The organism is Nonomuraea sp. NPDC049141 (assembly GCF_040648415.1).
In the GTDB taxonomy this organism is placed as follows: domain Bacteria; phylum Actinomycetota; class Actinomycetes; order Streptosporangiales; family Streptosporangiaceae; genus Nonomuraea.
In genome coordinates this window covers 366,197-390,647 of the sequence record NZ_JBEZDR010000007.1, presented here as the reverse complement: position 1 = coordinate 390,647, position 24,451 = coordinate 366,197, and the positions used below count along the sequence as shown (strand labels likewise).

The window sequence follows — 24,451 nt, the reverse complement described above, 5'->3', positions numbered from 1 at the left end:
CGGAATCGGCGCGCCAAGCGACCGCGGGTGAACGCCGACGCGCCAACAAGCGACCGCAGTTGAACGCGGCGGGTGAACGTCGGCGCGCCAAGCGACCGCGTCAGGCGACGGCGATGAGCGCCACCGCGCCGAGCGCGCACGCGACGCCCGCTACCTGGATCGTGTGCAGCCGCTCCCCGAGCACCTGCCTGGCCAGCAGCAGCGTGCTCGCCGGGTAGAGGGACACCAGCACCGCCACCAGGCTCAGCAGGCCCTCCTGCTTGGCCAGCAGGTACAGCACGTTGGCCAGCATGTCGAGCACGCCCGCCGCGACGATGATGTGCAGCGATCCCCCGCCCGGCTTCAGCGTGCGCCGCGTCGCCACCGCGAGGAGCACCACCAGCGCCACCGAGGACAGTCTGGCCCCCACCAGGGGCCACAGCCCGCCCTCGACCGGAGCCAGGGCGAGCAGGATGAAGAAGCCGCCGAACCCGGCCCCCGCGGCCAGGGCGGTGAGCACAGAGCCCGCCGAGCCGCTCTTCCCGGCGGAGCCGCCCTGGCTGACCAGGAACACGGCACCGAGGGCGAGCGCCACCCCGACCAGCGCCATGGGCTGGGGGCGCTCGCCGGTCGCCAGGCCGTACATGACGGGGAGCGCCGCCGAGGTGACCGCGGTCGTGGGCGCCACCACCGACATGACGCCGGTGGCGAGTGCCCGGTAGAAGAGCACCAGCCCGGTGGCGCCCGCCACGCCCGCGCCCAGCCCCCAGAGCATCGCCCCGGCGCTGAGCCGGCCGGGAAGCAGGGGGAGCAGGGCGAGGATCACGGCCAGGCCGGCGAGCTGCGACAGCGCCACGACCGAGAACACGCGCGATCGCCGGGTGGCCAGGCCGCCGAAGAAGTCAGCCGTGCCGTACACCATCGCGCAGGCCGTCGCGAGGATCACCGCAGTCACGTTCACACCATCCAGTGCATCAGAATGAACTCCTAGTACAACACATTAGGTGCAATACACTGCAAATCAAATTCACTAGACTGCACCGCATGGAGGATCCGGAGACGATCACGCAGGCCATCGCGAACAACGTGCGCGCCCAGCGCGCGCACCGCGGGCTCACGCTCGACGCGCTGGCCGCCAGGTCGGGAGTGAGCAGAGGCATGCTGGTCCAGGTCGAGCAGGGCCGGACCAACCCCAGTGTGTCCACGCTCACCCGGATCGCCTCCGCGCTCGGCGTGACCGTGGCCAGGCTCGTGGAGGTCTCCGACGTGCCGGTGGTGCGGATCGTCGAGAAGGCGGACGTGGTCACCTTCGACCAGGGTGAGGTGCAGGCGAAGCTGCTCGTCGGGGCCGACGCGCCGATGATCCTCGAACTGTGGGACTGGCGGCTGGGGCCCGGCCAGCACCACGACGGCGACGCCCACCCGCCGGGCACCCGCGAGATGCTGACCGTCCTGGCGGGCGAGCTGACGCTGACGGTGTACGGCAGGAGCTATGTGGTCAAGACCGACGCCGCCGTGCTCTTCACCGCGGACAGACCCCATCGCTACGCCAACCAGGGGTCCGAGGAGCTTCGGCTGGTCATGGTCGTGGCCGAGCCCAGAGAGGCGCCCGACCAATAACGCCGAACGCCCTCCGGATCACCTTCTGGAGTTTCATGATTACTCCATGTCCTTGACGGCTGAGGCCGGATGGTGGGTACATCCCGGTGTGTGCGACGAAACGTCAGCTGGGGGTGGCGCGTGACCGAGGGGCGCACGGCGACGGAGAAGCTCCACGCGGAGCTGCACGGTCTCGGCGTCGCCAGCGCCTACGAGATAGGCGACGACGCCACCGTCTCGGTGTGGATCGGCCTGGTCGTGCACTACAGGGACGGGTTTTACCGCTGGCAGGAAGGGGCGGTGCGACGTCGGCATTTGGGTACGGATCCGGTTGGTTGCGCTATACGCGTGGCGCGTCACTACACCGAACTCCAGGCGGATATCCCACTGTGGTGGGACGACCTGGCCAAGGAGTTGCGGGGGCATCCGGCGCAGGAATATCCGTAACCCCGCCGGACGCTCTCGGAGGGCGCCATGCGGGCCTGGGCTCTGTCGCTGGCACTACTGATCATGGCGGGATGCGGCACCCAGCCGGTGATCCACCCCCAGTCGGCCCGCCCCCAGGCGCCCATCGACCCCAAGGTGCTGGCCAAGCGGCTCGCGGCCATGCAGCCCGGCTGGCCGGTCGCCCGCGGGATCGACTGCGAGCACCAGAAGTGCGTCGCGCTCACCTTCGATGACGGGCCCGGCCCCTACACCGGCAAGCTGCTTGACCTGCTGCGCGCCCGGAAGGTCAGGGCCACGTTCTTCGTCCTGGGGCAGATGGTCGCCGCCGACCGGGGCGGCCACCTGGTGCGCCGCATCGTGGCCGAGGGGCACGAGCTCGGCAACCACTCGTGGAACCATCCCCCGCTCACCGGATTGGCGGACCGGCGGCTGCGTTTCCAGCTGAAGCAGACCAACGAGCTGGTGGAGCGGGTGACCGGGGTCCGGATGCGGATGATGCGCCCGCCGTACGGGGCGACGAACCGCCGGGTGGCCGCCGAAGCGGGGCACGAGGGGCTGGCGCAGATCCTGTGGAGCATCGACACCCTGGACTGGCACGACCCGGTGCCCGCCATCGTGGCCAGGCGGGCGAGCAAGGCGCGGGCGGGAGCGATCGTGCTGATGCACGACGTTCACCGGACCACCGTCCAGGCCGTCCCGACCCTGCTCGACGCGCTGGCGAAGAAGGGCTGCACGCCGGTGACCATCTCGGAGCTGTACGGCAGGACGCCCGTACCGGGCCGGACGTACCTGGGCCGATGAACGGTCCCGCGTCAAGCGTCGTCCGGCCGTGGCACTCTTGAGGGCATGGGGTTCACCGGTTTTCCCGACGAGGCTTTCCTGTTCTACGAGGGCCTTGAGGCGGACAACAGCAAGACGTACTTCACCCGGCACAAGCACCTCTACGAGGAGGCGGTGCGGGCGCCGATGCTCGCCCTCACCGGCGAGCTGGCCGCCGAGTTCGGGGAGGCCCAGCTGTTCCGCCCCTACCGCGACGTCCGCTTCGCCAAGGACAAGTCGCCCTACAAGACCCACCAGGGCGCCTTCGTGGATCTCACGCCCGGCATCGGCCTATACCTCCAGCTCGGCGCCGACGGCCTCTACGCGGCCGGCGGCATCTACACCCAGGCGTCCGACCAGGTGGCCCGCTACCGCGCCGCGGTCGACGAGGACCTCACGGGCAAGCCGCTGGCGGACCTGGTGACGGCTCTGGTGGCCGAGGGCTACGTCATCGGCGGCGACCGGCTCAAGACCCGGCCCCGTGGCATCCCGGAGGACCATCCGCGCCTCGACCTGCTGCGTCACAGGTCCCTCTACGCGGGCCGCCAGTGGGAGCCCGAGCCGTGGGTGCACACCGCGGAGGTCCTCGACCGCGTCCGCGACACCTGGCGCGCCTTCGGGCCCCTGGTGGACTGGCTCAGCGCCCACGTACGGGCCAGCGAGCAGCCCCGCCGCTGACCGCCCGACCATGGGAAGCGAACAGGCCGTGACGACCGTCACGCCGCCGGACACCCCCGAGCGCGTCGGCCGGACGCGCCGCGACCGCGTCACGCTGGCGGCGATCACCGCCACGGCGGGCGCCCTCTACACCACTCTCTCCCTGACCAAGCTCGCGAACTTCAAGGCCGGCGCCTACGACCTGGTGATCTTCGACCAGGCCGTCCGCTCCTATGCGCAGTTCCGTCTGCCCATAGCCATCGTCAAGGGCGTCCACAACGGCTTCGGTCCCGGCTTCTCCACCCTCGGCGATCACTGGTCGCCCATCCTGGCCCTGCTGGCCCCTCTGTACTGGCTGTTCGACGGCCCGAAGACGCTGCTGGTCGCCCAGGCGGTGCTGCTGGCCGCGGCGGCGATCCCACTGTGGGTGTTCACGCGGCGGGCCCTCGGGCCGGGCGCCGCGCACCTCGTCGCCGTGGCCTACACGCTCTCGTGGCCCGTGGTGGAGACCGTGGCGTTCGACTTCCACGAGGCGGCGTTCGCGCCCCTGCTCACCGCCGTGCTGCTCGAACGCCGCCAGGCGGGCAAGCGCGTCGCCGTGGTACTGGCCGCCCTGGCCCTGCTGTGCGTCAAGGAGGACATGGGGCTGCTGGTCGCGGGGTTCGGGACGGTCCTGCTCGTCCAGCGCGGCTGGCGCGTCCTGGGCGGCGCGTTCGTGGTGGGCGGGGCGGCCTACACGTGGCTGGCCTCGCAGGTGCTCATCCCGCTGTTCGGGGGACGGTCGGACTACTACTGGGCGTACGGCGCGCTCGGGCCGGACATGGGGGGCGTCGCGCACACCGCCTTGACCGATCCGCTGGCGGTGCTGGCCCAGCTCGGCAGCCCGCCGGTCAAGCTCGTCACGCTGGCCCTGCTGCTCGGCGTCACGCTGATGGCGGCGCCGTTCTCGCCGCTGCTGATCATGGCGGTTCCGCTGCTCGCCGAGCGGATGCTGGCCAGTTCGTTCCCCAACTGGTGGGTGCCCGGCTACCACTACAACGCCTTCATCGTGGTGGTGGTCTTCGCGGCCGGCGTCGACGGCGTCCAGCGGCTGCGTTCCCGCGGCGTGCTCGGCGGGGACCGGGTGCCGCGGGTCTGGGCCCTGGGGGTGGCCGGCGTCGCCCTGGCCTCCGTGCCGTTCTTCGCCCTGGCCGACCTCGCCGACCCCGGCTCCTACCAGCACGACGCCCGCGAGCGGGCCGCGGCCGCCGCCGTCGCCGTGGTGCCCGACGGGGCGCTCGTGGAGGCGGCCAACAACCTGGCGCCGGCCCTGTCCGGGCGGAGCACGGTGCTGCTGTGGGACCGTACGCACCGTGGGGCCCCCTGGGTCGTGGCCGACGTGGGGCGGCGGATCTTCCCGTTCGCGAACGTGACCGAACAGCGGGACCGCGTCCGGTTCCTGGTCGGCAGCGGCTACCAGGTGCGGTTCTCCCAGGACGGCTACGTGGTCCTGGCGGCTACGGGGAGGACGACGACGACACCTGGTCTCCCTTGAGGATGCGGTCCACGGTCTGGCCCGCCGCCGACGTCGCCGCCGTGGTGCCTGCCGCGATGACGACGGCCAGCAGCGGCGTGGCCAGGCTGCGTACGCTGCGGATGTTGCGCACCCGCGCCCACGGCTCCCCGGCCAGATGCATGATGCGCCATTCCCAGTAGAGCCCGAGCCCGATGCAGACCAGCGCCACCTCGCCCACCACGATGGCCATGACCTGCACCTTGTCCGCCGCCCCGACGTCCGGCTCGAACAGCGTCGGCAGGTACGCCGACAGCTCCGTGACCAGCGCCGCCGCCATCAGGTGGAGCGCCTTGGTCATCGGCTGGGTGCCCCGGATGCGCGGATAGAAGTACCCGAACAGGAAGCCGAAGGCGGGCAGGGTGAGCAGATAACGAGAGTCGAACACGAAGCTGCTCAGGTCGGCCCCCGACGGCCAGCCGTACACGAGCACGAAAGGCGTGCTCAGCAGCAGGCTGATCACGAACGCGTGCACGCCGTTGTGCCAGGGGGTGCAGCCGGCGGCGGTGGCGAGGGCCGTCTCGGGGTGCCGCCCGTGCTCGTGCAGCGCGGCTTCCAGTTCGAGCCGCCGCGTGTCGAACTCGGCCATCGACAGCTCGCCGGCGCCCAGCTTGCCCCGGCCGATGCGATAGAGCTCCTGCTCGGAGATGAGCAGCAGCCGCTTGTGCAGGGCGGCCCTGACCAGTTGCCGGTGCTCCTCGGCGGAGGTGGGCTCGACGACGGCCGGGTGGGGGCGTGCGAGCAGCCAGCGGGCCGTCACCCAGGCGATGATCGAGGTGATCGACAGCTGGGGCAGCGCCACGTTGACGGCGGTGAGCGTGGTGCTGCCCCGTGGGGTGAGGTAGAGCACCATCAGGCAGACGATCACCGTGGCGTGCGTCGCCGGGTGGTCGAGCGCGGCCAGTGAGCCGCCGAGCCGCCTGAGCCGGAGCACCAGCAGCGCGAACGCCAGCAGCAACAGCCCGAGCACGCCGCGTACGAGCGGGTCGAGTGGCAGGATGCCGATCATCGGCAGGTTCGCCGCGTTCGTCGAGGGCATGTCCCACGACCCGGCGTCCAGCCACTCCGTCGGCCACCGCTGCACCAGCAGGCTCACGAGCAGGGCGCCCACGACCGCCGTGCGGGTCCACGTCTTGGTGGCCACCGCGATGGCGGCGATCGGGATCATCGCCCAGCCGAGGGCCAGCACCAGCCGGATGCTGTCCGGCGGGTACACCCCGGTCAGCAGCGCCCGGCCCCACAGCGCCAGCGCCAGCAGGCCGATCGCCGCCTCGGCCGCCAGCACGGCCAGCCGGACGATCACCACGCGGACCCCCAGGTCCACGCTGAACACCACCGCCGCCGCCGCGGCCGCCACGGCCGCGACCACGGAGCCGATCAGCAACGTCTGGCCGGGCAACTGCTGATGCAGCCACGACCAGGACAGCATGCCGAGGCCGACGAGGCAGCCGAGCCCGGTCACGACGAGCATGTCGCGGGTGGTCCACGGCGGGCTGGTCGGCAGGGCCCGGCTCGCGTGCCGCGCCGTGAGCGCCGGCACCGCGAGGAACAGGGCCACGTACGCCAGGGGCCGCCAGCTCGGGGCCAGGAGCGGGAGCAGCACCAGGGGGGCGATCAGGGCGAGCCCGAGGACGAGCTCACGGTTGGGCTGCCGGTTCCACCAGGCCATGCCGAGCGAGCGCGCCAGGAAGGCGACCAGCGCGATCGCGGTGAGCACGCCGAGCCCGGCCGTCCACGAGAAGTCGCTCTCCTCCATCGCGTCCGGGAACCCGTAGGAGTCCTGGGCCAACGTCACGCGCACCAGATACGACCCGACGGTGAACTGCAGGAGGTCCGGCTCCTCCCGGTCGGGCTTGATGCTTTCGGACTGGAGTACGGTCCACTCGCCCGGCAGCAGGCTGATCGTGCGCTGCTGCACGAGGAGCGGCTTGGCGCTGGGCGCGTTGAAGTCGAGCGTCATCAGCGCGCCGGGCGCGAACTGGCGCAGCAACGTCACCCGGAACTCGGCCGTCGTCACCCCGTCCTTCGTGGTGAGGGTCGGCGCCGGCCGGGTGGTCGGGGCCAGCGCGGTGCCGCCCACCTTGATCGCCCCGAACCCTTCGTCGGTGAACCGCCGGATCCCGTCGGGGAAGCCACCGCCCTGCCGCAGCGTTTCGACCAGCTTGTCGGCCTCGTTCATGCGCAGCCGGTGCTTGATGGTCACTTTCACCTGGCGCTGCCGCTCGTCTAGCCGGCCCTCGGGCACGGCGCGTAGATCACCAGGCCCGGCCCCGGTCACCTGGACCTCGGTCGTGGCCTGCCGGTCGTGATCTACGCGCGGCTCGTTCTGCACCAACTCCCACGGATCGGGCACAGCGGGCTCCACGGCCCGCGCGGTCTGCGGCACAGGCCTGGCCGCCACCGTGCACCAGACGATCGCTCCTGCCGAGACCATCGCCAGCCCGAACGCGATGAACATCCGGAGCTTCCCCACAGAGTGGATGATTCACTCGCGGCGGGAGTTGTTCCATCCAGTCCGGTCACGGTGTGGTCACACCTGACTTTTAACCCATCAGGCGCGCTTGGCGCGAGCGGCGGTCCGCCCACGCGCGGAGGCGTCGAGAACCACCTTGCGGATGCGTACGTGGTCCGGGGTGATCTCCACGCACTCGTCCTCGCGGATGAACTCGAGGGCCTGCTCCAGGGACAGGTTGCGCGGCGGGATCACCTTCTCGGTCTCCTCGCTCGTGGAGGAGCGCATGTTGGTGAGCTTCTTCTCCTTGGTGATGTTGACGTCCATGTCGTCGGACCGGGAGTTCTCGCCGATGATCATGCCCTCGTAGACCTCGGTGGTCGGGGACACGAACAGCGTGCCCCGCTCCTGGAGGTTGAGCATGGCGAAGGCGGTCACGGGACCGGAGCGGTCGGCCACCAGGGAGCCGTTGTTGCGGGTGCGCAGCTCGCCGAACCACGGCTCGTAGGAGTCGAAGACGTGGTGCACCAGGCCGGTGCCGCGCGTCTCGGTGAGGAACTCGGTGCGGAAGCCGATCAGGCCGCGCGCCGGCACCACGAACTCCATCCGGATCCAGCCGGTGCCGTGGTTGGTCATGTGCTCCATGCGGCCCTTGCGGACGGCGAGGAGCTGCGTGATCGCGCCCAGGTATTCTTCCGGGCAGTCGACCGTGAGGCGCTCGACCGGCTCGTGCACCTTGCCGTCGATGGTCTTGGTGACCACCTGCGGCTTGCCGACGGTCAGCTCGTAGCCCTCGCGGCGCATCTGCTCGACCAGGATGGCCAGCGCCAGCTCGCCGCGGCCCTGCACCTCCCAGGAGTCGGGCCGGTCGGTGGGGAGCACGCGCAGCGACACGTTGCCGACGAGCTCCTTCTCCAGCCGGTCCTTGACCATACGGGCGGTGACCTTGGAGCCCTTGGACTTGCCGACCAGCGGCGAGGTGTTGGTGCCGATGGTCATCGAGATGGCCGGCTCGTCGACCGTGATGAGGGGCAGCGGGCGCGGGTCCTCGGGGTCGGCCAGCGTCTCGCCGATCATGATCTCGGGGATGCCGGCGATCGCGATGATGTCGCCGGGACCCGCCTCCTCGGCCGGCTTGCGCTCCAGGGCCTCGGTCATGAGCAGCTCGGTGATCTTGACCCGCTGGATCGTGCCGTCGGTACGGCACCAGGCCACCTGCTGGCCCTTGCGCAGCACGCCCTGGTGGATCCGGCAGAGCGCGATGCGACCCAGGTAGGAGGAGGCGTCGAGGTTGGTGACGTGGGCCTGCAGCGGGGCGTTGGGGTCGTAGGTGGGCGCCGGGATCGTCGACTTGATGATGTCGAAGAGCGGCTCCAGGTCCTCGGCATCGGGCAGGCCGCCGTCCTCGGGACGGTTCATGGAGGCGCGCCCCGCCTTGGCCGAGGCGTAGATGATCGGGAAGTCGATCTGCTCCTCGGTCGCGTCGAGGTCCATGAAGAGCTCGTAGACCTCGTCCACGACCTCCTTGATGCGCGAGTCGGGGCGGTCGACCTTGTTGATGCAGAGGATGACCGGCATCTTGGCGCCGAACGCCTTGCGCAGCACGAAGCGGGTCTGCGGCAGCGGCCCCTCCGACGCGTCGACCAGCAGCACGACACCGTCGACCATCGACAGACCGCGCTCCACCTCGCCGCCGAAGTCGGCGTGGCCCGGAGTGTCGATGATGTTGATGGTCATGCCGCCGTGACTTACGGCGGTGTTCTTGGCGAGAATGGTGATGCCCTTCTCGCGCTCTAGGTCGTTGGAGTCCATGACGCGGTCGTCGACGTCCTGGTTGGCGCGGAACGCCCCGGACTGCCAGAGCATGGCGTCGACCAGCGTGGTCTTGCCATGGTCGACGTGCGCGATGATCGCGATGTTCCGCAGGTCGTCGCGGCTGTTCAAAGGCATGATGACGTCTCGCTCTGTGATCGTGGGGGCGACCGCGCGAAGTCGCGGCGTTATAAGTCTAGTTGATCCCCTCTGATGGCAGGAGCGGGACGAGGTGACGCCTGGCATATGCACGGGTTTCGTCGTCGCTGTCCAGCGGTATCGCGCTGTCCGGAGTGAGCACGAACGACAGCGCGATACGGATGAACATCTCGGCCACCGCCTCCGCGTCCGGGGTGTCGAGGTGGGCGGCGAGATACTCCCTGGCGACCGCGAGATAGGCGCCCGCCTCCAGCGTGAGGTGCGGCAGGATCAGCTCCGGCTCGGTCGCCAGCAGCCTGCTCAGCAGCGGATGCCCGCGCACCAGGCGCAGGGTGACCGCGAACCCCTCCGTCACCCGGTCGGCCATGGTCGGCAGCGGCCCGACCGCCTGCTCGAACGCGCGCAGGAACCGGGCGAGCTCGCGCAGGATCACGCCCTGGATGAGGTCGCTCTTGCGGGAGAAGCGGCGGTAGACGGTGATCCGCGACAGGCCCGCCTGCCTGGCCACGTCGTCGACGGTCAGGCGGCGCAGGCCGTGCTCCAGCATCCGCGCGTAGGCCGCGTCGAGGATGCGCTCCGTGGAGGTCGCCTCGGTGGAGTCGTCCCGCATGGATCAAGACTATGGGCGGTTCTCCCGGGCGCCGTACGTACATAGCGGGTTGCACAATTCTGCGCATGTCCCTGTGCGCCCGGATGCCTACATTGGCGGCATGACCTGGACAGAGCTGGTGCTGGGCGCCTCTCCCGTACAGGGCGAGCAGCCTGCGGTGAGCGACGTCAGAACCGGAGAGGTGCTGTCGTACTCCGCGTTCGCGCGGAAGGTCACGCACGCGGCGGCGGGGCTGCGCCGCCACGGTCTCCGCTACGGCGACCGCGTGATCGTCGACATGCCGCTCGGTGCGGGGTTCGCCGTCGCCGTCCACTCGGTCGCCTGGTCCGGCGGGGTGGCGGTGCTCGGAGCCACCGGCACGGCCCGCATGATGATCGCCCAGCGCGACTACGACCCGCTCGCGGTGGACGTGCAGAAGGTCTTCACCTTCGAGCCGACGCCGGGGGAGCTGTCGTTCGGCGACCTGCTGGGCGAGCGTACGGTCGAGTTCGGCCCGCTGGCCGGCCCCGCGCTGAGCGTCGACGGCGAACACGTCTACGACCACGACGAGCTGGCGTCGGACCTGCGCAAGCTGTCGTCGCGGGTGCTGGTCAGGCAGGACGACGTCGTGCTCGCGGCGGTCAGCGATCCGCTCAAAGGACTGCGGGTGCTCGACCTGGCGCTGATGTCGGGTGCCCACGTGATCATCGCGCACGAGCCGAGCCTGATCGGCTGCCGCGTGCTCGCCCACGAGCACGAGGCCACCCTTGTGGTCGCGCCGAACGAGGTGGTCAGGCGCCTGCTCGGTGATCCAACGTTGCGGGTTGTGGACGAAAGGGCCGTCGTCAGCTCGCTCACCCGGTGAAATCTGCGACACTGTGGGAGAGTGTGATCCTTCCGCGACGCAGGGTGACCACAATGTCCGAGCCCCCCAGGCACAATCTTCCAGCCGAGCCCAACAGGTTCGTGGGTCGCGAACGCGACGTCGACGACCTGTGCGGGCTGCTGGGCGAGACCCGCGTGGTCACCCTGTGCGGGGTCGGCGGCATCGGCAAGACCCGGCTGGCCCTGCGGGTCGCCACCCGGCTGGTGCCCTCCTATCCGGGCGGCGTGTGGCTGGTCGAGCTGGCCAGGCTCACCCGGGGCGAGCTGATCCTTCAGGAGATCGGCCACGCCCTCGGCATCCACGAAGAGGGCACCCGCCCGCTGCTCGACACGGTGACGGCCCGGCTGCGCGACACGCACGCCCTGCTGCTGCTCGACAACTGCGAGCACCTGATCGACCAGTGCGCGGAAGTGGCCGCCGAGCTCGTCGCGGCGTGCCGGGGTCTCGGCATCCTGGCCACCAGCCGCGAGCCGCTGCGCATCGCCAGCGAGCTGGTCTGGCGGGTGCCGCCGCTCGACCTGCCCGACGAGCGGCATCCCGACGCCGAGTCCGTGCTGCTCTTCGTCGACCGCGCCGCCGCCGCGGGCACCAAGCTGAGCCAGGCGAGCCGGGGAGACGTCGTACGGCTGTGCCGGGCGCTCGACGGGCTGCCGCTCGCGCTGGAGCTGGCCGCGGCCCGCACCAGCCTGCTCAGCCCCGGGCAGATCGTCGACCGGATCGACGGCCGCTTCTCCCTGCTCACCACCGGCGGCCGCACCGCTCCGCCCCGGCAGCGCACGCTGCTGGCCGCGGTCGAATGGAGCTACGACCTGCTGTCGGCCAAGGAGCAGGTGCTCCTGCGCAGATTGTCGGTGTTCGCCGGGTCCTTCGACCTCGAACTCGCCGAGCAGATCTGCGCCGACCGGCCCATCTCCGAGGCCGAGATCGTCGACCTGCTCGGCGCTCTGGTCGACAAGTCCCTCGTGCTGTGCGACGAGGAACGCCGGCGCTACCGGCTGCTGGAGACCATCAAGCACTACGCGGCCGAACGGCTGGCGGAGGCGGCCGAGCGCGAGGTGCTGCGCGACCGGCACCTGGAGGTGCTGTGCGAGCTGCAGCTGCGCCACTTCGGCACGGAGATGGTCGAGCCCGACCTGCCGTGGCCGGTGCGGCTGGCCGCGCTGACCGCCAGCCGGAGCCTGGTCGACGACCAGCGGGCCGCGCTCGACTGGGCGATCGCGTCCGGTAACGCGCCGCTGGGCCTGCGCCTGTGCGCGTACAGCACCAGCCTGCTCCCGGTCAGCAGCGCCAACCCGGCCGAGATCGTCGGCTGGGTCGAGCGCCTGCTGGCACTCGACCTGACTCAGGTGTCCGACGAGCAGATCGCGCACGCCCAGGCGTACCTCGCCTATGGGCTGGAGGGCCGCGACGAGCTGGCCCGCTCGCTGGAGTGCGCCAGGGCCAGCCTGGCGGGCCTGGGCGACGACAACGTCTTTCCCACCTGCGTCATGCACAGCCTGATCGTCGTGGTGCTGCTGCGCATGGGCCTGTCCGACGAGGCCCTGCACCACGCCGAGACCGGCCTGGCCGTGGCCACCGCCTCCGGCGACCAGTGGAACCAGGCGGCCGGGCTGGCCGGGCTGTCGGCGGTGGCGCTCACCCGCGGCCGGTTGCGCGAGGCCCAGTGCCACGGTGAGGAGGCCCTGGCCAAGGCGCGCCAGCACGGGCACCGCTGGCTGCTGGCAAGGACCGCGACGCAGCTCGGCGCGGTCGCCGAGGCACGCGGTGACCTGGTGAAGGCGCTGGCCCAGTACGAACTGGCGGTCCCGTGGCTGGAGGAGCTCAACGGCACCATCGAGCTGGCCCGCTGCCTGGCCAGGATCGGCCGGGTCGCGGCGCTGCTGCACGAGTTCGGGGTGGCCAGGGAACGGCTGGCCGCGAGCCTGTCACTGAGCAGACTGACCGGGCAGCGCCAGGGCGTGGCCCGCTGCCTCGTGGGCCTGTCGGTGCTGGCGGAGGCCGAAGGCGACCTGGAGAGCTCGGTGCTGGCCGCCGCCTCGGCCACCGCGCTCCGCGAGTCGATGGGCCAGCTCTCCGCGACGAGCCGCATCGAGGAGCTGCTCACCCGTGCCCGCGGCAAGCTCGGCGAAAGCCGTACCGCGGCGCTCTGGTCGCGGGGCAGGACGATGAGTCCCGACGACGCCGCCCGCCAGGTCCTCGCGGGCGAACGGCCGGTCCAGGCGGGTCCCGTGGTGGCCGAGCCCGTCAGGCACTCGCTGCTGACCGCCCGCGAGCAGGAGATCGCGGCCCTGCTGACCAGGGGCCTGTCCAACCGGGCCATCGCCGAGGAACTGGTCATCAGCCCCGCCACCGTGGCCAGGCACATCGCCAACATCATGGAGAAGCTCGGCTACACCTCGCGCGCTCAGATCGCGGTGTGGGCCGCCGAACAGCCCCGCGGTTCTGCATAGCGATCTGCATATTCCGCCCCATGTGTGCACGAGATGCCCTCCATAGCGTGGGCGGCATGGAGGAGCGCATCGTGATGGTGGACTCTGGCACCGGTCTGTGTCTCACTGAGGGGCAGCTGGACGAGAGGTCGGCCGCCGCGACCGTCCAGCTGCGCCGCCGGGGCGTGCGCGCGGGCGACACGGTGCTCATCTGCCTGACCGTCGGTCCCGATCTGCTCGTGGCGACCGACGCGGTGATAGCCGCCGGCGCGATCGTCTGGCCGATCCCGCCGGAGCTCGATGCGGGCCGGCTGCGAGATCGGATCGTCGCCAGCCGGGCCCGGCTGATGATCTCCGACCTGCCTCAGGCGATGGACGCGGCGAAAGAGTCCTGGGTCCGCATGGTGGTGAGCGTCGCGGATCTTCACTCATATCCGGTCAGTCGCGAACTGTGTACGGAAAGTGATCGCGCCAGGTGGCGAACCAAGGGAGACTGTGAGGGAGTGTGATCCCCCCGCCAACACTTGGACCTACCTCATGACTGCGCAAGTCCAGCACAACCTCCCCGCCGAACCGAACCGTTTCGTCGGACGGGCACGCGACGTGGCCGAGCTGAGCGCGCTGGTCCGCGGTGAGCGCGTGGTCACGCTCAGCGGAGTGGGCGGCATCGGCAAGACCCGCCTGTCGCTGCGGGTCGCGGCCACGGCGCTGCCCGGCTTCACCGACGGCGTGTGGCTGGTCCAGCTCGCCCGCGTCAGCGACCCCGAGCTGATCGTGAAGGAGATGGCCGACGTGCTCGGCGTCCGGGAGGAAGGCTCCGAGCGGCTGCTCGACGGCCTCCGGGTCCGGCTGCGCGGCACCAGGACGCTGCTCCTCCTCGACAACTGCGAGCACCTCGTCGAACCGTGCGCCGAGCTGGTCGCCGGCCTGATCGCCGACTGCCCCGAGCTGAGATTCCTGCTCACCAGCCGCGAGCCGCTGCGCATCCCCGGCGAGCTGATCTGGCGGGTGCCGCCGCTCGACCTGCCCGACGAGTGTCATCCCGACGCCGAGTCCGTGCTGTTCTTCGTCGAGCGGGCGGCCGCGGCCGGAGCCCGCGCGGTGACCGACAGCATGCCCGACGTCATCCGGCTGTGCCGGGCGCTCGACGGGCTGCCGCTCGCGCTGGAGCTGGCCGCGGCCCGCAGCAGCCTGCTCAGCCCCGGCCGGATCGCCGACCGGATCGGCGACCGCTTCCGGCTCCTGACCACCGGCGACCGCACCGCCCATGCCCGTCAGCGCACGCTGCTGGCCACGGTCGAGTGGAGCCATGACCTGCTCGACCACAAGCAACGCGTGCTGTTGCGCAGGCTGTCGGTGTTCGCCGGGCGCTTCGACCTCGACCTGGCCGAGCAGGTGTGCGCCGACGGCGGCCTCCTGCGCGGCGGCGAGGTGCTCGACGTGCTCAGCGGCCTGGTCGACAAGTCGCTGGTGCTCCACCACGGCGACGGCGGCCGCTACCACCTGCTGGACACCATCAGGCACTACGCCGCCGAGCGGCTGCGCGAGGCCGGTGAGGAGGCGCGGCTGCGCGGCGGCCACCTCCGGGTGATCTGCGCCGAGATGGAGCGCTGTTACGAGGCCGGTTCGCTCCACCGCCGGCTGTCGTGGCCGGCCCGCGCCGTGCACTTCGCCAGGGGCCGCACGCTCCTCGACGACTGCCGGGCGGCGATCGACTGGGCCGTCGAGTCCGGCAGCGCCGAGCTGGGGCTGCGACTGGCCCGCGCGGCGCTGGCCATCCTCGCGGTACGCGGCGACCTGAGGGAGAGCGTCGGCTGGTACGAGCGGCTGCTCGGTCTCGACCTGTCCGACGTGCCCGCCGACCTGATCGGCGTGGCCAAGGGCGGCCTCGCCTTCGGGCTGGAAACCCGCGACGAGCTGGACCGGGCCGCCGGGCTCATCGAGGAGAGCATCGAGGAGCAGAAGCGGCACCCCTACACGCACTGGCTCGGCGTCACCTATGGCGTGGCCCTGGCCGTCTTCTTCCGCACCGGCCAGAGCGACAGGGCGCTGCGCTACCTGTGCGAGCTCGAAGCGGCGGCGGCCGGGCACGACGACCTGTTCAACCTGACGACCGCCCGCATCGCCCGGCTCAACCTGGCGCTGTTCCAGGGGCAGCCGCGCCAGGCTCAGCGGTTCGGTGAGGAGGCGCTGGCCCTGGCCATGGAGGCCGGCCACCACTGGACCCTCGCCAGGGCCCTGACCCATCTGGGCGCGGTGGCCGAGGCGCGGGGCGACCTGGAGGCCGCCATGCGGCACCACGCGGCGGCGCTGCCCATCCTGGAGGAGCTCGACAACCGGGTCGAGCTGGCCCGCTGCCAGGCCAAGGTCGGCAGGGTGGCGGCCCGGCTGCACGACTTCCCCGCCGCCCGGCGCAGTCTGGCCGCCAGCCTGGTGCTGAGCAGGCAGACCGGCCGGCGCAGCGGCGTCGTCCGGGCGCTGGTCGCCCTGTCCGTCCTGGCGCAGGCCGAGGGCGATCTCGACGGGGCGGTCCTCGCCGCCGCGGCGGCGAGCGCGCTGCGCGAGTTGATCGGCCAGCACGACGGCCCGGCCCGCACCCAGGAGCTGCTCTCGCTGGCCCGCGACAAGCTCGGTGAGGGGCGCGTGGCGCTGCTCTGGGCGAGCGGCACCGAACAGGAACCGGGCGCGGTGGCCCGGCGGATCCTCGACCGGACGTCCGATGGCCGGGCGTGCGATGGGCGGGCGTGCGATGGGCGGGCGTCCGACGCCGCCGACGTCCACGAGCCCGCGTTCCCAACCCCTTCCCTGCCCGCCTCGCTGTTCGTGTCCTTGTCGGGCCCGGCCATCCGCGAGCTGCGCAACGCGACGCTGACAGTGCGCGAGCGGGAGATCGCCGGGCTGCTCACCGAGGGCCTGAGCAACCGGGCCGTCGCGGCGCAGCTGGTGATCAGCCCCGCGACGGTCGCCAGGCACGTCGCCAACATCATGGAGAAGCTCGGCTTCAGCTCGCGCGCCCAGATCGCGGTCTGGGCAGCCGAACACGGCCTCGACAACCGGTGACCATAAGCTCGGAAGCATGCCGCTCGCCCCGAACTTCCCGGTCATGCTCCGCACCGAGGACGGCGTCCGCATAGACGCCGCGCACACGCCCTCCACCCGCTCCGGCCTCGGCATCGTGGTGGCGCACGGATTCACCGGCGGGTGGCGCGACCGTGCCACGAGGCGCATCGTGCACGTGCTGAGCAACTATGGCGGCGTGATCGCGTTCGACTTCCGCGGGCACGGGCGGTCCGGTGGCGAGTCCACCGTGGGCGACAAGGAGATCCTCGACGTCGAGGCCGCCGTACGGCACGCGCGGGTGATCGGCTACCCCAAGATCGCCGTGGTCGGCTTCTCCATGGGCGCCGCCGTGGCCGTACGGCATGCCGGACTGATCGGCGGCGTCGACGCGGTGGTGTCGGTGAGCGGCCCGGCCCGCTGGTACTACCGAGGCACCAAGCCGATGCGCCAGGTGCACTGGGCCATCGAGCAGCCGATCGGCAGATGGGCTGCCAGGATGGCCAAGCGCACCAGGATCGCCCGCGGCCGGTGGGAGCCGATCCCGGTGCCGCCCCACGAGGCCGCCGCGCTGATCTCCCCGACGCCGCTGCTGATCGTCCACGGCGACGCCGACACGTTCTTTCCGCTGGATCACGCGTACCAGCTCTACGAGGGAGCGCGCGAGCCCAAGAGGCTCTGGATCGAGCAGGGGTACGGCCACGCGGAGTCCGCCGCCGGGCCGGAACTCATCCGTCGCATCGGAAAGTGGATCGGCTCGAACCTTTTCTGAGTAATGGACGTCTATCTAGGGCGGATGGAAGAAATCCGCCGGGAGAAAGTCCTTGGGGAAGGAAACCGTCGAGGCGGTGGCCATGGGACATACTTCGTGGAGTAGCGGGTTTCGCACCTAGCGTTGCGGGGGCGCGCTGGGTGTACATCCTGCGGAGCGGGGCTCCGGTACGTCGTACCGGAGCCCTCGCTCTTCAGCCCAGGCGGGCGATCGACTTGTACTCCAGGTAGCTGCTGAGGCCCTCGGGGCCGAGTTCGCGGCCCACGCCGCTGGCCTTGTAGCCGCCGAAGGGCGCGTTCGACTCCAGCATGAAGCAGTTGACGCCGTAGGTGCCGGCGCGGACCTGGCGGGCCACCTCCATGCCGTGGTCGGTGTCGGCGGTCCAGACGGTGCCGGCCAGGCCGTAGTCGCTGTCATTGGCGATGCGGATCGCGTCCGCCTCGTCCTCGTACGGGATCACCGCGAGCACCGGGCCGAAGATCTCCTCACGGGCGATGCGCATGTCGTTGGTGACGCCCGCGAAGACGGTCGGGGCGACGTACCAGCCGTGGTCCATCGGCCGGTCCATTCCGCCGACGACGACCTTGGCGCCCTCGTCCATGCCGGCCTTGATGTAGCCCTCGACGCGGTCCTGCTGCCGCTTGGCGACCAGCGGGCCGATGCCGGTGCCGGGGTCGGCGGGGTCGCCGACGGGCTGGGAGGTGACCATGTTCGCGACCGCGTCCACGACCTCGTCGTAGCGGCTGCGGGAGGCCAGGATGCGGGTCTGGGCGACGCACGCCTGGCCGTTGTTCATCAGCGAGGCGATCGCCAGCATGCCCATGCTGCCCGGCAGGTCCGCGTCGTCGAGGATGATCGCCGCGGACTTGCCGCCGAGCTCCAGGCTGACCCGCTTGAGCTGCTCGCCGCAGATGGCGGCGATGCGGCGGCCCGCGGCGGTCGAGCCGGTGAAGGCCACCTTGTCCACGCCCGGGTGGGAGACCAGGTGCTCGCCGGCCTCGCGGCCCGCGGGCACGATGTTGAGGACTCCGGCCGGGATCCCGGTCTCGATGACCATCTCGGCCAGCAGGTACGCGTCGAGCGGCGTCTCGGGCGCGGGCTTGAGCACGATCGCGCACCCGGCCAGCAGCGCGGGCGCGATCTTGGTCATCGCGACGAACTGCGGCACGTTCCACGGCACTATGGCCGCGACCACGCCCACCGGCTCCCGCCGCACGGTCGTCGGCCCGAACAGGCCGGGCCGCTGCTCCTCCTGGGCGAACGTCTTGCCGTAGTCGGCGTAGTACTGCAGCATGCCGAGGGGCTGCGGCGCCTGCGCCAGGTTGGAGAAGGTGATCGGCGAGCCCATCTCCTCCGTGATGAGCGCGGCCATCTCGCCCTGCCGGGCGGCGTAGATCTCGGCCAGCCTGCCGATCACCTCGGCCCGCTCGGCGAACGTCATGCGCGGCCACGGGCCGTGGTCGAACGCCTGCCGCGCCGCGGCCACCGCGCGTTCCATGTCCTCGGCGGTGCCGTCGGGCACGCGGCCGACGACCTCTTCGGTGTGGGGGGAGATGACCTCGATGGTGCCGGTCCCCGCCGGGGCCACCCATTCGCCCCCGATGAACAGCGTGTCGTGCTGGCGCATGTCGTGAGCCTCCTGCTTGACCGAATGCTTGCTTGCCTACGGACGCCTCAAGCTGACCGAACCATGTTCTGTCCACGCGCGCAAGAGGGGCCCGGCACGCGTACTCGCATGCCGGGCCCCTCCGGCGGATCAGCCGAGCAGGTGCCGCATGGACCGCTTGACCAGGTCCGTGCGCATGGCCTGGGTCGTCAGGCTCTCGACGCCGAACCCGAGGTAGACGGTGTCCTCGGTGGTGATGCCGCCGCCCTCCTCGAACACCTGGTCCGTACGGGCCCAGTTGTTGATCGAGGGTGGGCTGCCGGCCGGCGGCGGCGCCACGGTCCAGTCGCCCAGGTCGGACTCGAACGAGGTCTGCTCCGCCGTCGCGCCGTTCAGCGTGACGGTGAAGTCGTCGAGGAAGACGCCCGCGCCCTGGGTGCCCCAGTCGCTGACGTACGAGAGCGACAGCTCCACCTGCTTGCCCGCGTACGGGGTCAGATCGACCTTCCACTGCTGCCAGCCGGCCGAGTTGCCCGTGGCCGCGTTCCACGAGCCGGAGGTGCCGGTCGGCTCGCAGCCCGGTCCCTGGTAGCGCTGGGTGAACGGATGGATCGCGCGCCAGCCCTCGCCGCCGCCGGGCGGGTCGCAGCTGCTGCCCGTGCTCTGCGTGGTGTGACCGTTGACGTCCGGCAGCGTGGTCCAGTCGTCCCCGCCCACGGTGCGCGCCTCGACCGTGAAGAAGTCCCAGCCGGCCTCGGTGTCGTAGGAGGTCCAGAACGACAGGTCGCCGCTGGTCCTGCCGGTCAGGTCGACGGTCTTGGTCAGCCGCTTCCAGGAGACGTCGGCGATGCCGCTGTAGACGTCCCAGGAACCGGTGTGCGGGTCGAACGGCCCGCCGGGCCGGGCCCACTTGACGGGGGCGGAGCTGGCGAACCGCGGGAACTGGGCGGCCGGCAGGATCGCCGACGTCGCCACGAACGAGTTGGTGTGGCTCGGCTCCAGCGTGCCGTGGAAGCCCTGGAAGCGGCCGCCCGCGCCGTCGAGCGCGTACGGGACGCCCGTGGCCGGGTCGGTGCCCGAGTCGTCGAAGAAGACGTACGCGCCCAGCCAGTACTGCTGGAAGTCGTTGAACACCTGGATGCACGGCGGGTCGTCGGGATCCGGGCACTCGGGCTGGGCCGGTTGGTCGGGCTGGTAGTAGTACGCGCCGTTGTTGTTGGCCGCGTACGACGGGTACTTGCCCGCGTGCAGGAGCTTGCCGCCCTCGTTCAGATAGTCGCGCACGGCCAGTTCGGTGTCGACGCCGCCCTTGGAGGTGGTGCCGGGCACCTGGCCGGCCGATCGGGGGATGATGTCGTCGCCCGTCTCCCAGACCACCGCCTTGTAGTGGCTGAGGACGCCGAGCGGGTGGGGAGCCTTGCGACCCATCGTGTCCATGTCGTAGACGTCGGAGCTGTAACCGGCCTCGTCGAGCGCCTTGACGTAGTCGTCGGCGTACTTGGCCTCGGTCACGCCCTGGACAGGGCTGAGGCCCGTGACGTCCTCGGTGGCCAGCACCAGCACCTTGCCGCCGATGTCGCCGGCGACCTGGTAGGTGAAGTCCCCGCTCTTCCTGCCGATCGAGCTGAACCAGACCTTGACCTTGTCTCCCGGCCGGGTTCCGGTGATCTTGCCGCGCAGCCAGTGGTAGTAGGTGTTGTAGCCCTTGCCGTAGCGCTCGCCGCCCCGCCATTCGCCGGTCGGCACGGTCTTGGTCCTGCCGCCGTTGACCTGGTAGTTCAGGAGGACCGGGCCGAGCTTGCGCTTGGCGTCCACCTGGACCACCTGGTCCCTGCCGTAGCTGACCTCGAACGGGTCGAGCACGAAGTCGGCCGTCGCGTTGCCGAGGTGGTTGACCGGCTCGGACCAGTTGGTGGCCGACTTGGCCACGTCCATGGCGAACGGGATGTTCTTCGCGAACTCCGCCTGCACCAGCGCCTCGTCGTCGGGGAAGACGAATCCGCAGCCGTCGCAGCCCTCGTCGAGCTCGGGCGTCCAGGCCAGGGTGCCGTACGTGCTGTGCGCGTGGTCGGTCGTCTCGCCGTTGGTCGTGTACAGCTCGGCGCCCAGGTCGGGGTCGAAGCCCGGGATGGCCGGGTTGGCGTCGTTACCAGAGATGGCCTCGTAGATCGGGTTGTCCGCGGTCTTGGTGGCGATCTGCCAGCCCATCGGATAGAGCAGCAGCGGGCCGAAGGAGTGGTAGTTCACCTGGCCCTTGAACCTGATCCGCCGGAGCAGCCCGTCGAGCGCCCTGGTCTCGGGCTCGCTGGCGGGCCCCGTGCCGCGGTAGGTCTCGCTGCTCGGGATCGACGAGGAGCCCTCCTCGTCGTAGTGGAAGTTGGTGGCGTAGTTCCGGTTCGGGTCGACGCCGTCGCCGGTGGTGATCTGCCCGTCGCCGTTGTTGTCGCGCAGGTTCTTGCGCCACAGGCGGTTGCCCTCGGTGAAGGTGAAGTCGTAGCCGTCGGGGTTGGCGACCGGCACGAACCAGAGCTCGGTCCTGTTCAGCAGGTCTCTGAGCGAGGATCTGTTGGCGATCACGTACTTCAGCAGTCGCAGGTCGACCTCGGTGGAGATCCACTCGCGGGCGTGCTGCGTCGCCGAGTACAGGGTCGCCGGCTTGACGCCGTCGGGCAGCACCCTGGCCAGCGTGCTGACCTTGACGGCGAGGATGTCCTGGCCCTTCAGGGTCCTGCCGAGGGACTCGATCTTCACGAGGTCCTTGTTCGCGTTGGCGATGGCCCTGAGCTGGTCGGCGATCCCGCCGGGCTCGGAGTAGGACCTCCAGACGGTGTAGCCGCCGGCGGCCTGCGCCTTGGCCGCCTCCAACTGGCTCTGGCCCTGCGGGTTGCGTACCGGCTCCGGCTGGTAGCCGAGCTTGCGCAGGCCGTCGAGGCCGGTCTGGGCGGCGGTCACCTCGATATGTTCCCTGCCGCCCCGCGTGTCCTGTTGAACGACGTCGAAGCCCTTCTCCCTGAGCGCCTGGCCGGTGCCGGGAGTGCTCTCAAGCTGGTAGAGCTCGATCCTGTCGCGGGCTGGTAACGGGTCTATCGTGGCCTGGGCTTCCAGGGCGACGAGGGAGGTACCGAGGCCGAGGATGACGGCCGTGGACAGGGCCAGTAATCGAGACACGGATCTGCCCCTTCGCAGAGACGAGTTTCGTCGCCATCTCAGACCGATCTGTCGCGTCCGGCAAGACCCAATCTTTATCTCAGGCTTAGATCGGACAAACGACTCGATAGTTCGCCAAGGGGGCGTGACTTGTGGCGTTCAGGTGACAGAAATCAAGATCATCTTCTATAGTTTCGCTCCGTCTATGAGGGGAGGACGGACGTGAAAATCAGTCGCTTCGCCCTATTCGCCATCGTCTTGGCGGGGCTGTTCGCGTTCCCACTCCCGGCCTACGGCGATCCCAATCCGGCCGAGTTGCGCAAGCTGACCAAGCAGGCGTCCCAGCTCAACGAGCTCTATCGAGGCCAGATCCAGAGCCTGGAAGAGGTCCGGATCCAGGCGAAGAAGGCCACCGACAACTCCGGCGACCTGGAAGCCCGGCTCGCCGACGCCAAGGCCGCCGTGGCGTCGATCGCCCAGAACACCTACATCGCGGGTCCGATCGACGGCACCCAGCTCCTCATCCCGACGGTCGACCCGTACGTCGCGCTCGGCCAGGCGGCGAACATGACCTACCTGGCCAACGAGCGCATCAGCAAGATGCAGAGCATCCAGGTGCTGATCGACAAGGCGAAGGAAGCCAAGCGGACCGCCGCCGGCAAGATCGACAAGCTGCGAAAAGAGATCAAGGAGATGCAGGGCAAGCGCCGCGAGATCGAGCGGCTGCTCGCCAAGTTCGGCTTCCAGCAGCCGGGTGGCTCCTCGGGGCTCACGCCGCGCCTGATCGCGGTACGCGCACAGATCATGCAGAACTTCCCCATGCCTTACGGCGTGGGCTGCCTGCGTCCCGGTGACCCCGGCGAGCACGGCAAGGGCCGGGCCTGCGACTTCATGATGTCGAGCGGCGGCAGGGCGGCCACCGGGGCCGACGCCGACCGGGGCGACGCGCTGGCCGAGTGGCTGATCAAGAACGGGCCCCGGATCGGCGTGATGTACATCATCTGGAAGCAGCGCTACTACGACATCCGGTCAGGCGGCGGCTGGGATCCCATGTCGGATCGGGGCGGCGTCACCGCCAACCACTACGACCACGTGCACGTTTCGGTCTTCTAGGGGCTCTGCGGCTCCGCGGCGGCGATGCGGTCGCGCAGCCAGGCGTACGACGCCTTCGGGGTGCGGCGCAGGGTGTCGAAGTCCACGTGCACCAGGCCGAAGCGCTGGTGGTAGCCCTCGGCCCACTCGAAGTTGTCCAGCAGCGACCAGACGAAGTAGCCCCGCACGTCGACGCCCTCCGCCGCCGCCTGCTCGACCGCCCTGATGTGGCCGTCGAGGAAGGCGATGCGGCCCTGGTCGTCGATCGTGCCGTCCGGGCCGGGGACGTCCTCCTGGGAGCAGCCGTTCTCGGTGACGTACACCGGCGGGAGCGCGGCGCCGTACCTGGTGCGCAGGCCCGTCAGGAGCTCGCGCAGGCCGTCGGGCACGACCGGCCAGCCGAAGGCGGTCGTGGGGTAGCCGGTGACGCCGAGATCGGTGAAGGGCAGTCCGTCGTCCGCGGGCGCGCCGATGCGGGTGGGGTTGTAGTAGTTGATGCCCAGGCCGTCCAGGGGTGTGGAGATGACGGCCAGGTCGCCGTCGCGGACCACGTCGTCCAGGGCGCCGATGGCCTTCAGGTCCGGATACTCACCCAGCAGGATCGGGTCGTTGAACAGGCGGTTGTGCAGGGTGTCGTACGCGTCGGCCGCGGCCAGGTCCTCGGCCGACCCGGAGGCGGGCCAGACCGGGGTGCAGTTGTTCGTGATCAGCACCTGTCGTGCCCCGGCCGCGCGCAACGCCTGTACGGCCAGGCCGTGGCCGAGCAGCTGGTGATGGGCGACGGGCAGGGCGTCGAACAGCAGGGCCTGGCCGGGGGCGTGGACGCCCATGCCGTACCCGAAGGCCATGTGCACGAACGGCTCGTTCAGCGTGATCCACATGGGGACGCGGTCGGCGAGGCGCTCGGCCACGATTGCCGCGTATTCGGCGAAGTGATGGGAAATATCGCGGTTCATCCACCCGCCGACGTCCTGCAGCGCCTGCGGCAGGTCCCAGTGGAACAGGGTCGGCACCGGCGCGATCCCCGCCGCCAGCAGCCCGTCGACCAGCCGGTCGTAGAAGTCCAGGCCCTTCGGCTCCACCCGGCCCGTGCCGAGCGGCAGCACCCGTGGCCAGGCGATCGAGAAGCGGTAGGCGTTGACGCCGAGGTCCGCCATGAGCGCGATGTCCTCGGGCCAGCGGTGGAAGTGGTCGCACGCGACGTCACCGGTGTGCCCGTCGCGGGTACGGCCCGGCTCATGGGCGAAGGTGTCCCAGATGGAGGCGCCCCTGTCGTCATCCTTGGCGGCGCCCTCGATCTGGTAGGCGGCAGTGGCCGTACCCCACAGGAACATATCCGCTCCTTAGCGATTATCCGAGTGCCACTCATGTTAACTGGCCGAGGACTCCGGAACCCT

18 protein-coding genes are annotated in these 24,451 nt (G+C 70.5%); 11 read left to right on the top strand and 7 right to left on the bottom strand.

The annotated features are described in order from the left end of the window. Positions 1-100: 100 nt before the first annotated feature. Positions 101-934, bottom strand: coding sequence for a DMT family transporter (locus AB0B91_RS23345; protein WP_358323089.1), 834 nt, complete (start codon positions 932-934; stop codon positions 101-103). 89 nt (positions 935-1,023) lie between these two features. Between AB0B91_RS23345 and AB0B91_RS23340 the strand changes: the two genes are divergently transcribed. The 5 genes from AB0B91_RS23340 (at position 1,024) to AB0B91_RS23320 (ending at position 5,035) form a co-directional block, all read left to right on the top strand. Beyond that, on the top strand, positions 1,024-1,599 hold the full coding sequence (locus tag AB0B91_RS23340; RefSeq protein ID WP_358323086.1) for an XRE family transcriptional regulator: 576 nt from the start codon (positions 1,024-1,026) through the stop codon (positions 1,597-1,599). 90 nt (positions 1,600-1,689) lie between these two features. Then, positions 1,690-2,025, top strand: a complete 336-nt coding sequence (locus tag AB0B91_RS23335) for a hypothetical protein (RefSeq protein ID WP_358323083.1) — start codon at positions 1,690-1,692, stop codon at positions 2,023-2,025. A gap of 27 nt (positions 2,026-2,052) precedes the next feature. Further along, entirely contained in the window at positions 2,053-2,826 is a 774-nt protein-coding gene (locus tag AB0B91_RS23330) for a polysaccharide deacetylase family protein (protein WP_358323080.1), read from the top strand. A 45-nt stretch (positions 2,827-2,871) separates the two neighbouring features. Continuing rightward, entirely contained in the window at positions 2,872-3,522 is a 651-nt protein-coding gene (locus AB0B91_RS23325; RefSeq protein WP_358323077.1) for a DUF2461 domain-containing protein, read from the top strand. A 10-nt stretch (positions 3,523-3,532) separates the two neighbouring features. Next, positions 3,533-5,035, top strand: coding sequence for a DUF2079 domain-containing protein (locus AB0B91_RS23320; protein ID WP_358323075.1), 1,503 nt, complete (start codon positions 3,533-3,535; stop codon positions 5,033-5,035). Here the strand turns inward: AB0B91_RS23320 and AB0B91_RS23315 are convergent. The 3 genes from AB0B91_RS23315 to AB0B91_RS23305 form a co-directional block, all read right to left on the bottom strand. Beyond that, positions 4,998-7,526 (bottom strand): hypothetical protein, encoded by a 2,529-nt coding sequence (locus tag AB0B91_RS23315; RefSeq protein WP_358323071.1) that lies wholly within the window; start codon positions 7,524-7,526, stop codon positions 4,998-5,000. The two genes, AB0B91_RS23320 and AB0B91_RS23315, sit on opposite strands and share 38 nt — an antisense overlap. Before the next feature lie 78 nt (positions 7,527-7,604). Then, positions 7,605-9,455: a translational GTPase TypA gene (gene typA / locus AB0B91_RS23310; RefSeq protein ID WP_358323068.1), complete on the bottom strand. Its 1,851-nt coding sequence runs from the start codon at positions 9,453-9,455 to the stop codon at positions 7,605-7,607. A 58-nt stretch (positions 9,456-9,513) separates the two neighbouring features. Beyond that, the gene (locus tag AB0B91_RS23305) at positions 9,514-10,086 is read right to left on the bottom strand and encodes a TetR/AcrR family transcriptional regulator (RefSeq protein ID WP_358323065.1); all 573 of its coding nucleotides are present in this window, start codon (positions 10,084-10,086) and stop codon (positions 9,514-9,516) included. 100 nt (positions 10,087-10,186) lie between these two features. Between AB0B91_RS23305 and AB0B91_RS23300 the strand changes: the two genes are divergently transcribed. Genes AB0B91_RS23300 through AB0B91_RS23280 form a run of 5 tightly spaced genes read left to right on the top strand, consistent with a single transcriptional unit; the run spans position 10,187 to position 17,209 of the window. Next, positions 10,187-10,930 (top strand): AMP-binding protein, encoded by a 744-nt coding sequence (locus tag AB0B91_RS23300; RefSeq protein WP_358323063.1) that lies wholly within the window; start codon positions 10,187-10,189, stop codon positions 10,928-10,930. A gap of 53 nt (positions 10,931-10,983) precedes the next feature. Further along, on the top strand, positions 10,984-13,401 hold the full coding sequence (locus AB0B91_RS23295) for a LuxR C-terminal-related transcriptional regulator (protein WP_358323060.1): 2,418 nt from the start codon (positions 10,984-10,986) through the stop codon (positions 13,399-13,401). Positions 13,402-13,457: 56 nt separating this feature from the next. Further along, complete coding sequence (locus tag AB0B91_RS23290) at positions 13,458-13,889, top strand: AMP-binding protein (RefSeq protein ID WP_358323057.1); 432 nt, start codon at positions 13,458-13,460, stop codon at positions 13,887-13,889. A 28-nt stretch (positions 13,890-13,917) separates the two neighbouring features. Beyond that, the gene (locus AB0B91_RS23285; protein ID WP_358323054.1) at positions 13,918-16,440 is read left to right on the top strand and encodes a LuxR C-terminal-related transcriptional regulator; all 2,523 of its coding nucleotides are present in this window, start codon (positions 13,918-13,920) and stop codon (positions 16,438-16,440) included. A gap of 16 nt (positions 16,441-16,456) precedes the next feature. Next, complete coding sequence (locus AB0B91_RS23280) at positions 16,457-17,209, top strand: alpha/beta fold hydrolase (protein ID WP_358323051.1); 753 nt, start codon at positions 16,457-16,459, stop codon at positions 17,207-17,209. Between the two features lie 193 nt (positions 17,210-17,402). On the opposite strand, the gene AB0B91_RS23275 is transcribed toward AB0B91_RS23280, so the two are convergent. Together AB0B91_RS23275 and AB0B91_RS23270 are read right to left on the bottom strand one after the other, a co-directional pair. Further along, complete coding sequence (locus AB0B91_RS23275; protein WP_358323048.1) at positions 17,403-18,836, bottom strand: aldehyde dehydrogenase; 1,434 nt, start codon at positions 18,834-18,836, stop codon at positions 17,403-17,405. Between the two features lie 129 nt (positions 18,837-18,965). After that, the gene (locus AB0B91_RS23270; RefSeq protein WP_358323046.1) at positions 18,966-21,983 is read right to left on the bottom strand and encodes a M14 family zinc carboxypeptidase; all 3,018 of its coding nucleotides are present in this window, start codon (positions 21,981-21,983) and stop codon (positions 18,966-18,968) included. Positions 21,984-22,184: 201 nt separating this feature from the next. Here AB0B91_RS23270 and AB0B91_RS23265 point away from each other — a divergent pair, with 201 nt between their 5' ends. After that, positions 22,185-23,075 (top strand): hypothetical protein, encoded by an 891-nt coding sequence (locus AB0B91_RS23265; RefSeq protein ID WP_358323043.1) that lies wholly within the window; start codon positions 22,185-22,187, stop codon positions 23,073-23,075. Here the strand turns inward: AB0B91_RS23265 and AB0B91_RS23260 are convergent. Further along, positions 23,072-24,388 carry a GH1 family beta-glucosidase gene (locus AB0B91_RS23260; RefSeq protein ID WP_358323041.1) on the bottom strand — a complete coding sequence of 439 codons (1,317 nt, stop codon included), beginning with the start codon at positions 24,386-24,388 and terminating at the stop codon, positions 23,072-23,074. The two genes, AB0B91_RS23265 and AB0B91_RS23260, sit on opposite strands and share 4 nt — an antisense overlap. Positions 24,389-24,451: the final 63 nt, after the last annotated feature.

Excerpts from the sequence above, each read along its gene's own strand:
- AB0B91_RS23340 (WP_358323086.1), top strand. The coding sequence starts at position 1,024 with ATGGAGGATCCGGAGACGATCACGCAGGCCATCGCGAACAACGTGCGC.
- AB0B91_RS23330 (WP_358323080.1), top strand. The coding sequence starts at position 2,053 with ATGCGGGCCTGGGCTCTGTCGCTGGCACTACTGATCATGGCGGGATGC.
- AB0B91_RS23325 (WP_358323077.1), top strand. The coding sequence starts at position 2,872 with ATGGGGTTCACCGGTTTTCCCGACGAGGCTTTCCTGTTCTACGAGGGC.
- AB0B91_RS23320 (WP_358323075.1), top strand. The coding sequence starts at position 3,533 with ATGGGAAGCGAACAGGCCGTGACGACCGTCACGCCGCCGGACACCCCC.
- typA (WP_358323068.1), bottom strand. The coding sequence starts at position 9,455 with ATGCCTTTGAACAGCCGCGACGACCTGCGGAACATCGCGATCATCGCG.
- AB0B91_RS23305 (WP_358323065.1), bottom strand. The coding sequence starts at position 10,086 with ATGCGGGACGACTCCACCGAGGCGACCTCCACGGAGCGCATCCTCGAC.
- AB0B91_RS23300 (WP_358323063.1), top strand. The coding sequence starts at position 10,187 with ATGACCTGGACAGAGCTGGTGCTGGGCGCCTCTCCCGTACAGGGCGAG.
- AB0B91_RS23295 (WP_358323060.1), top strand. The coding sequence starts at position 10,984 with ATGTCCGAGCCCCCCAGGCACAATCTTCCAGCCGAGCCCAACAGGTTC.
- AB0B91_RS23290 (WP_358323057.1), top strand. The coding sequence starts at position 13,458 with ATGGAGGAGCGCATCGTGATGGTGGACTCTGGCACCGGTCTGTGTCTC.
- AB0B91_RS23285 (WP_358323054.1), top strand. The coding sequence starts at position 13,918 with ATGACTGCGCAAGTCCAGCACAACCTCCCCGCCGAACCGAACCGTTTC.
- AB0B91_RS23280 (WP_358323051.1), top strand. The coding sequence starts at position 16,457 with ATGCCGCTCGCCCCGAACTTCCCGGTCATGCTCCGCACCGAGGACGGC.
- AB0B91_RS23275 (WP_358323048.1), bottom strand. The coding sequence starts at position 18,836 with ATGCGCCAGCACGACACGCTGTTCATCGGGGGCGAATGGGTGGCCCCG.
- AB0B91_RS23260 (WP_358323041.1), bottom strand. The coding sequence starts at position 24,388 with ATGTTCCTGTGGGGTACGGCCACTGCCGCCTACCAGATCGAGGGCGCC.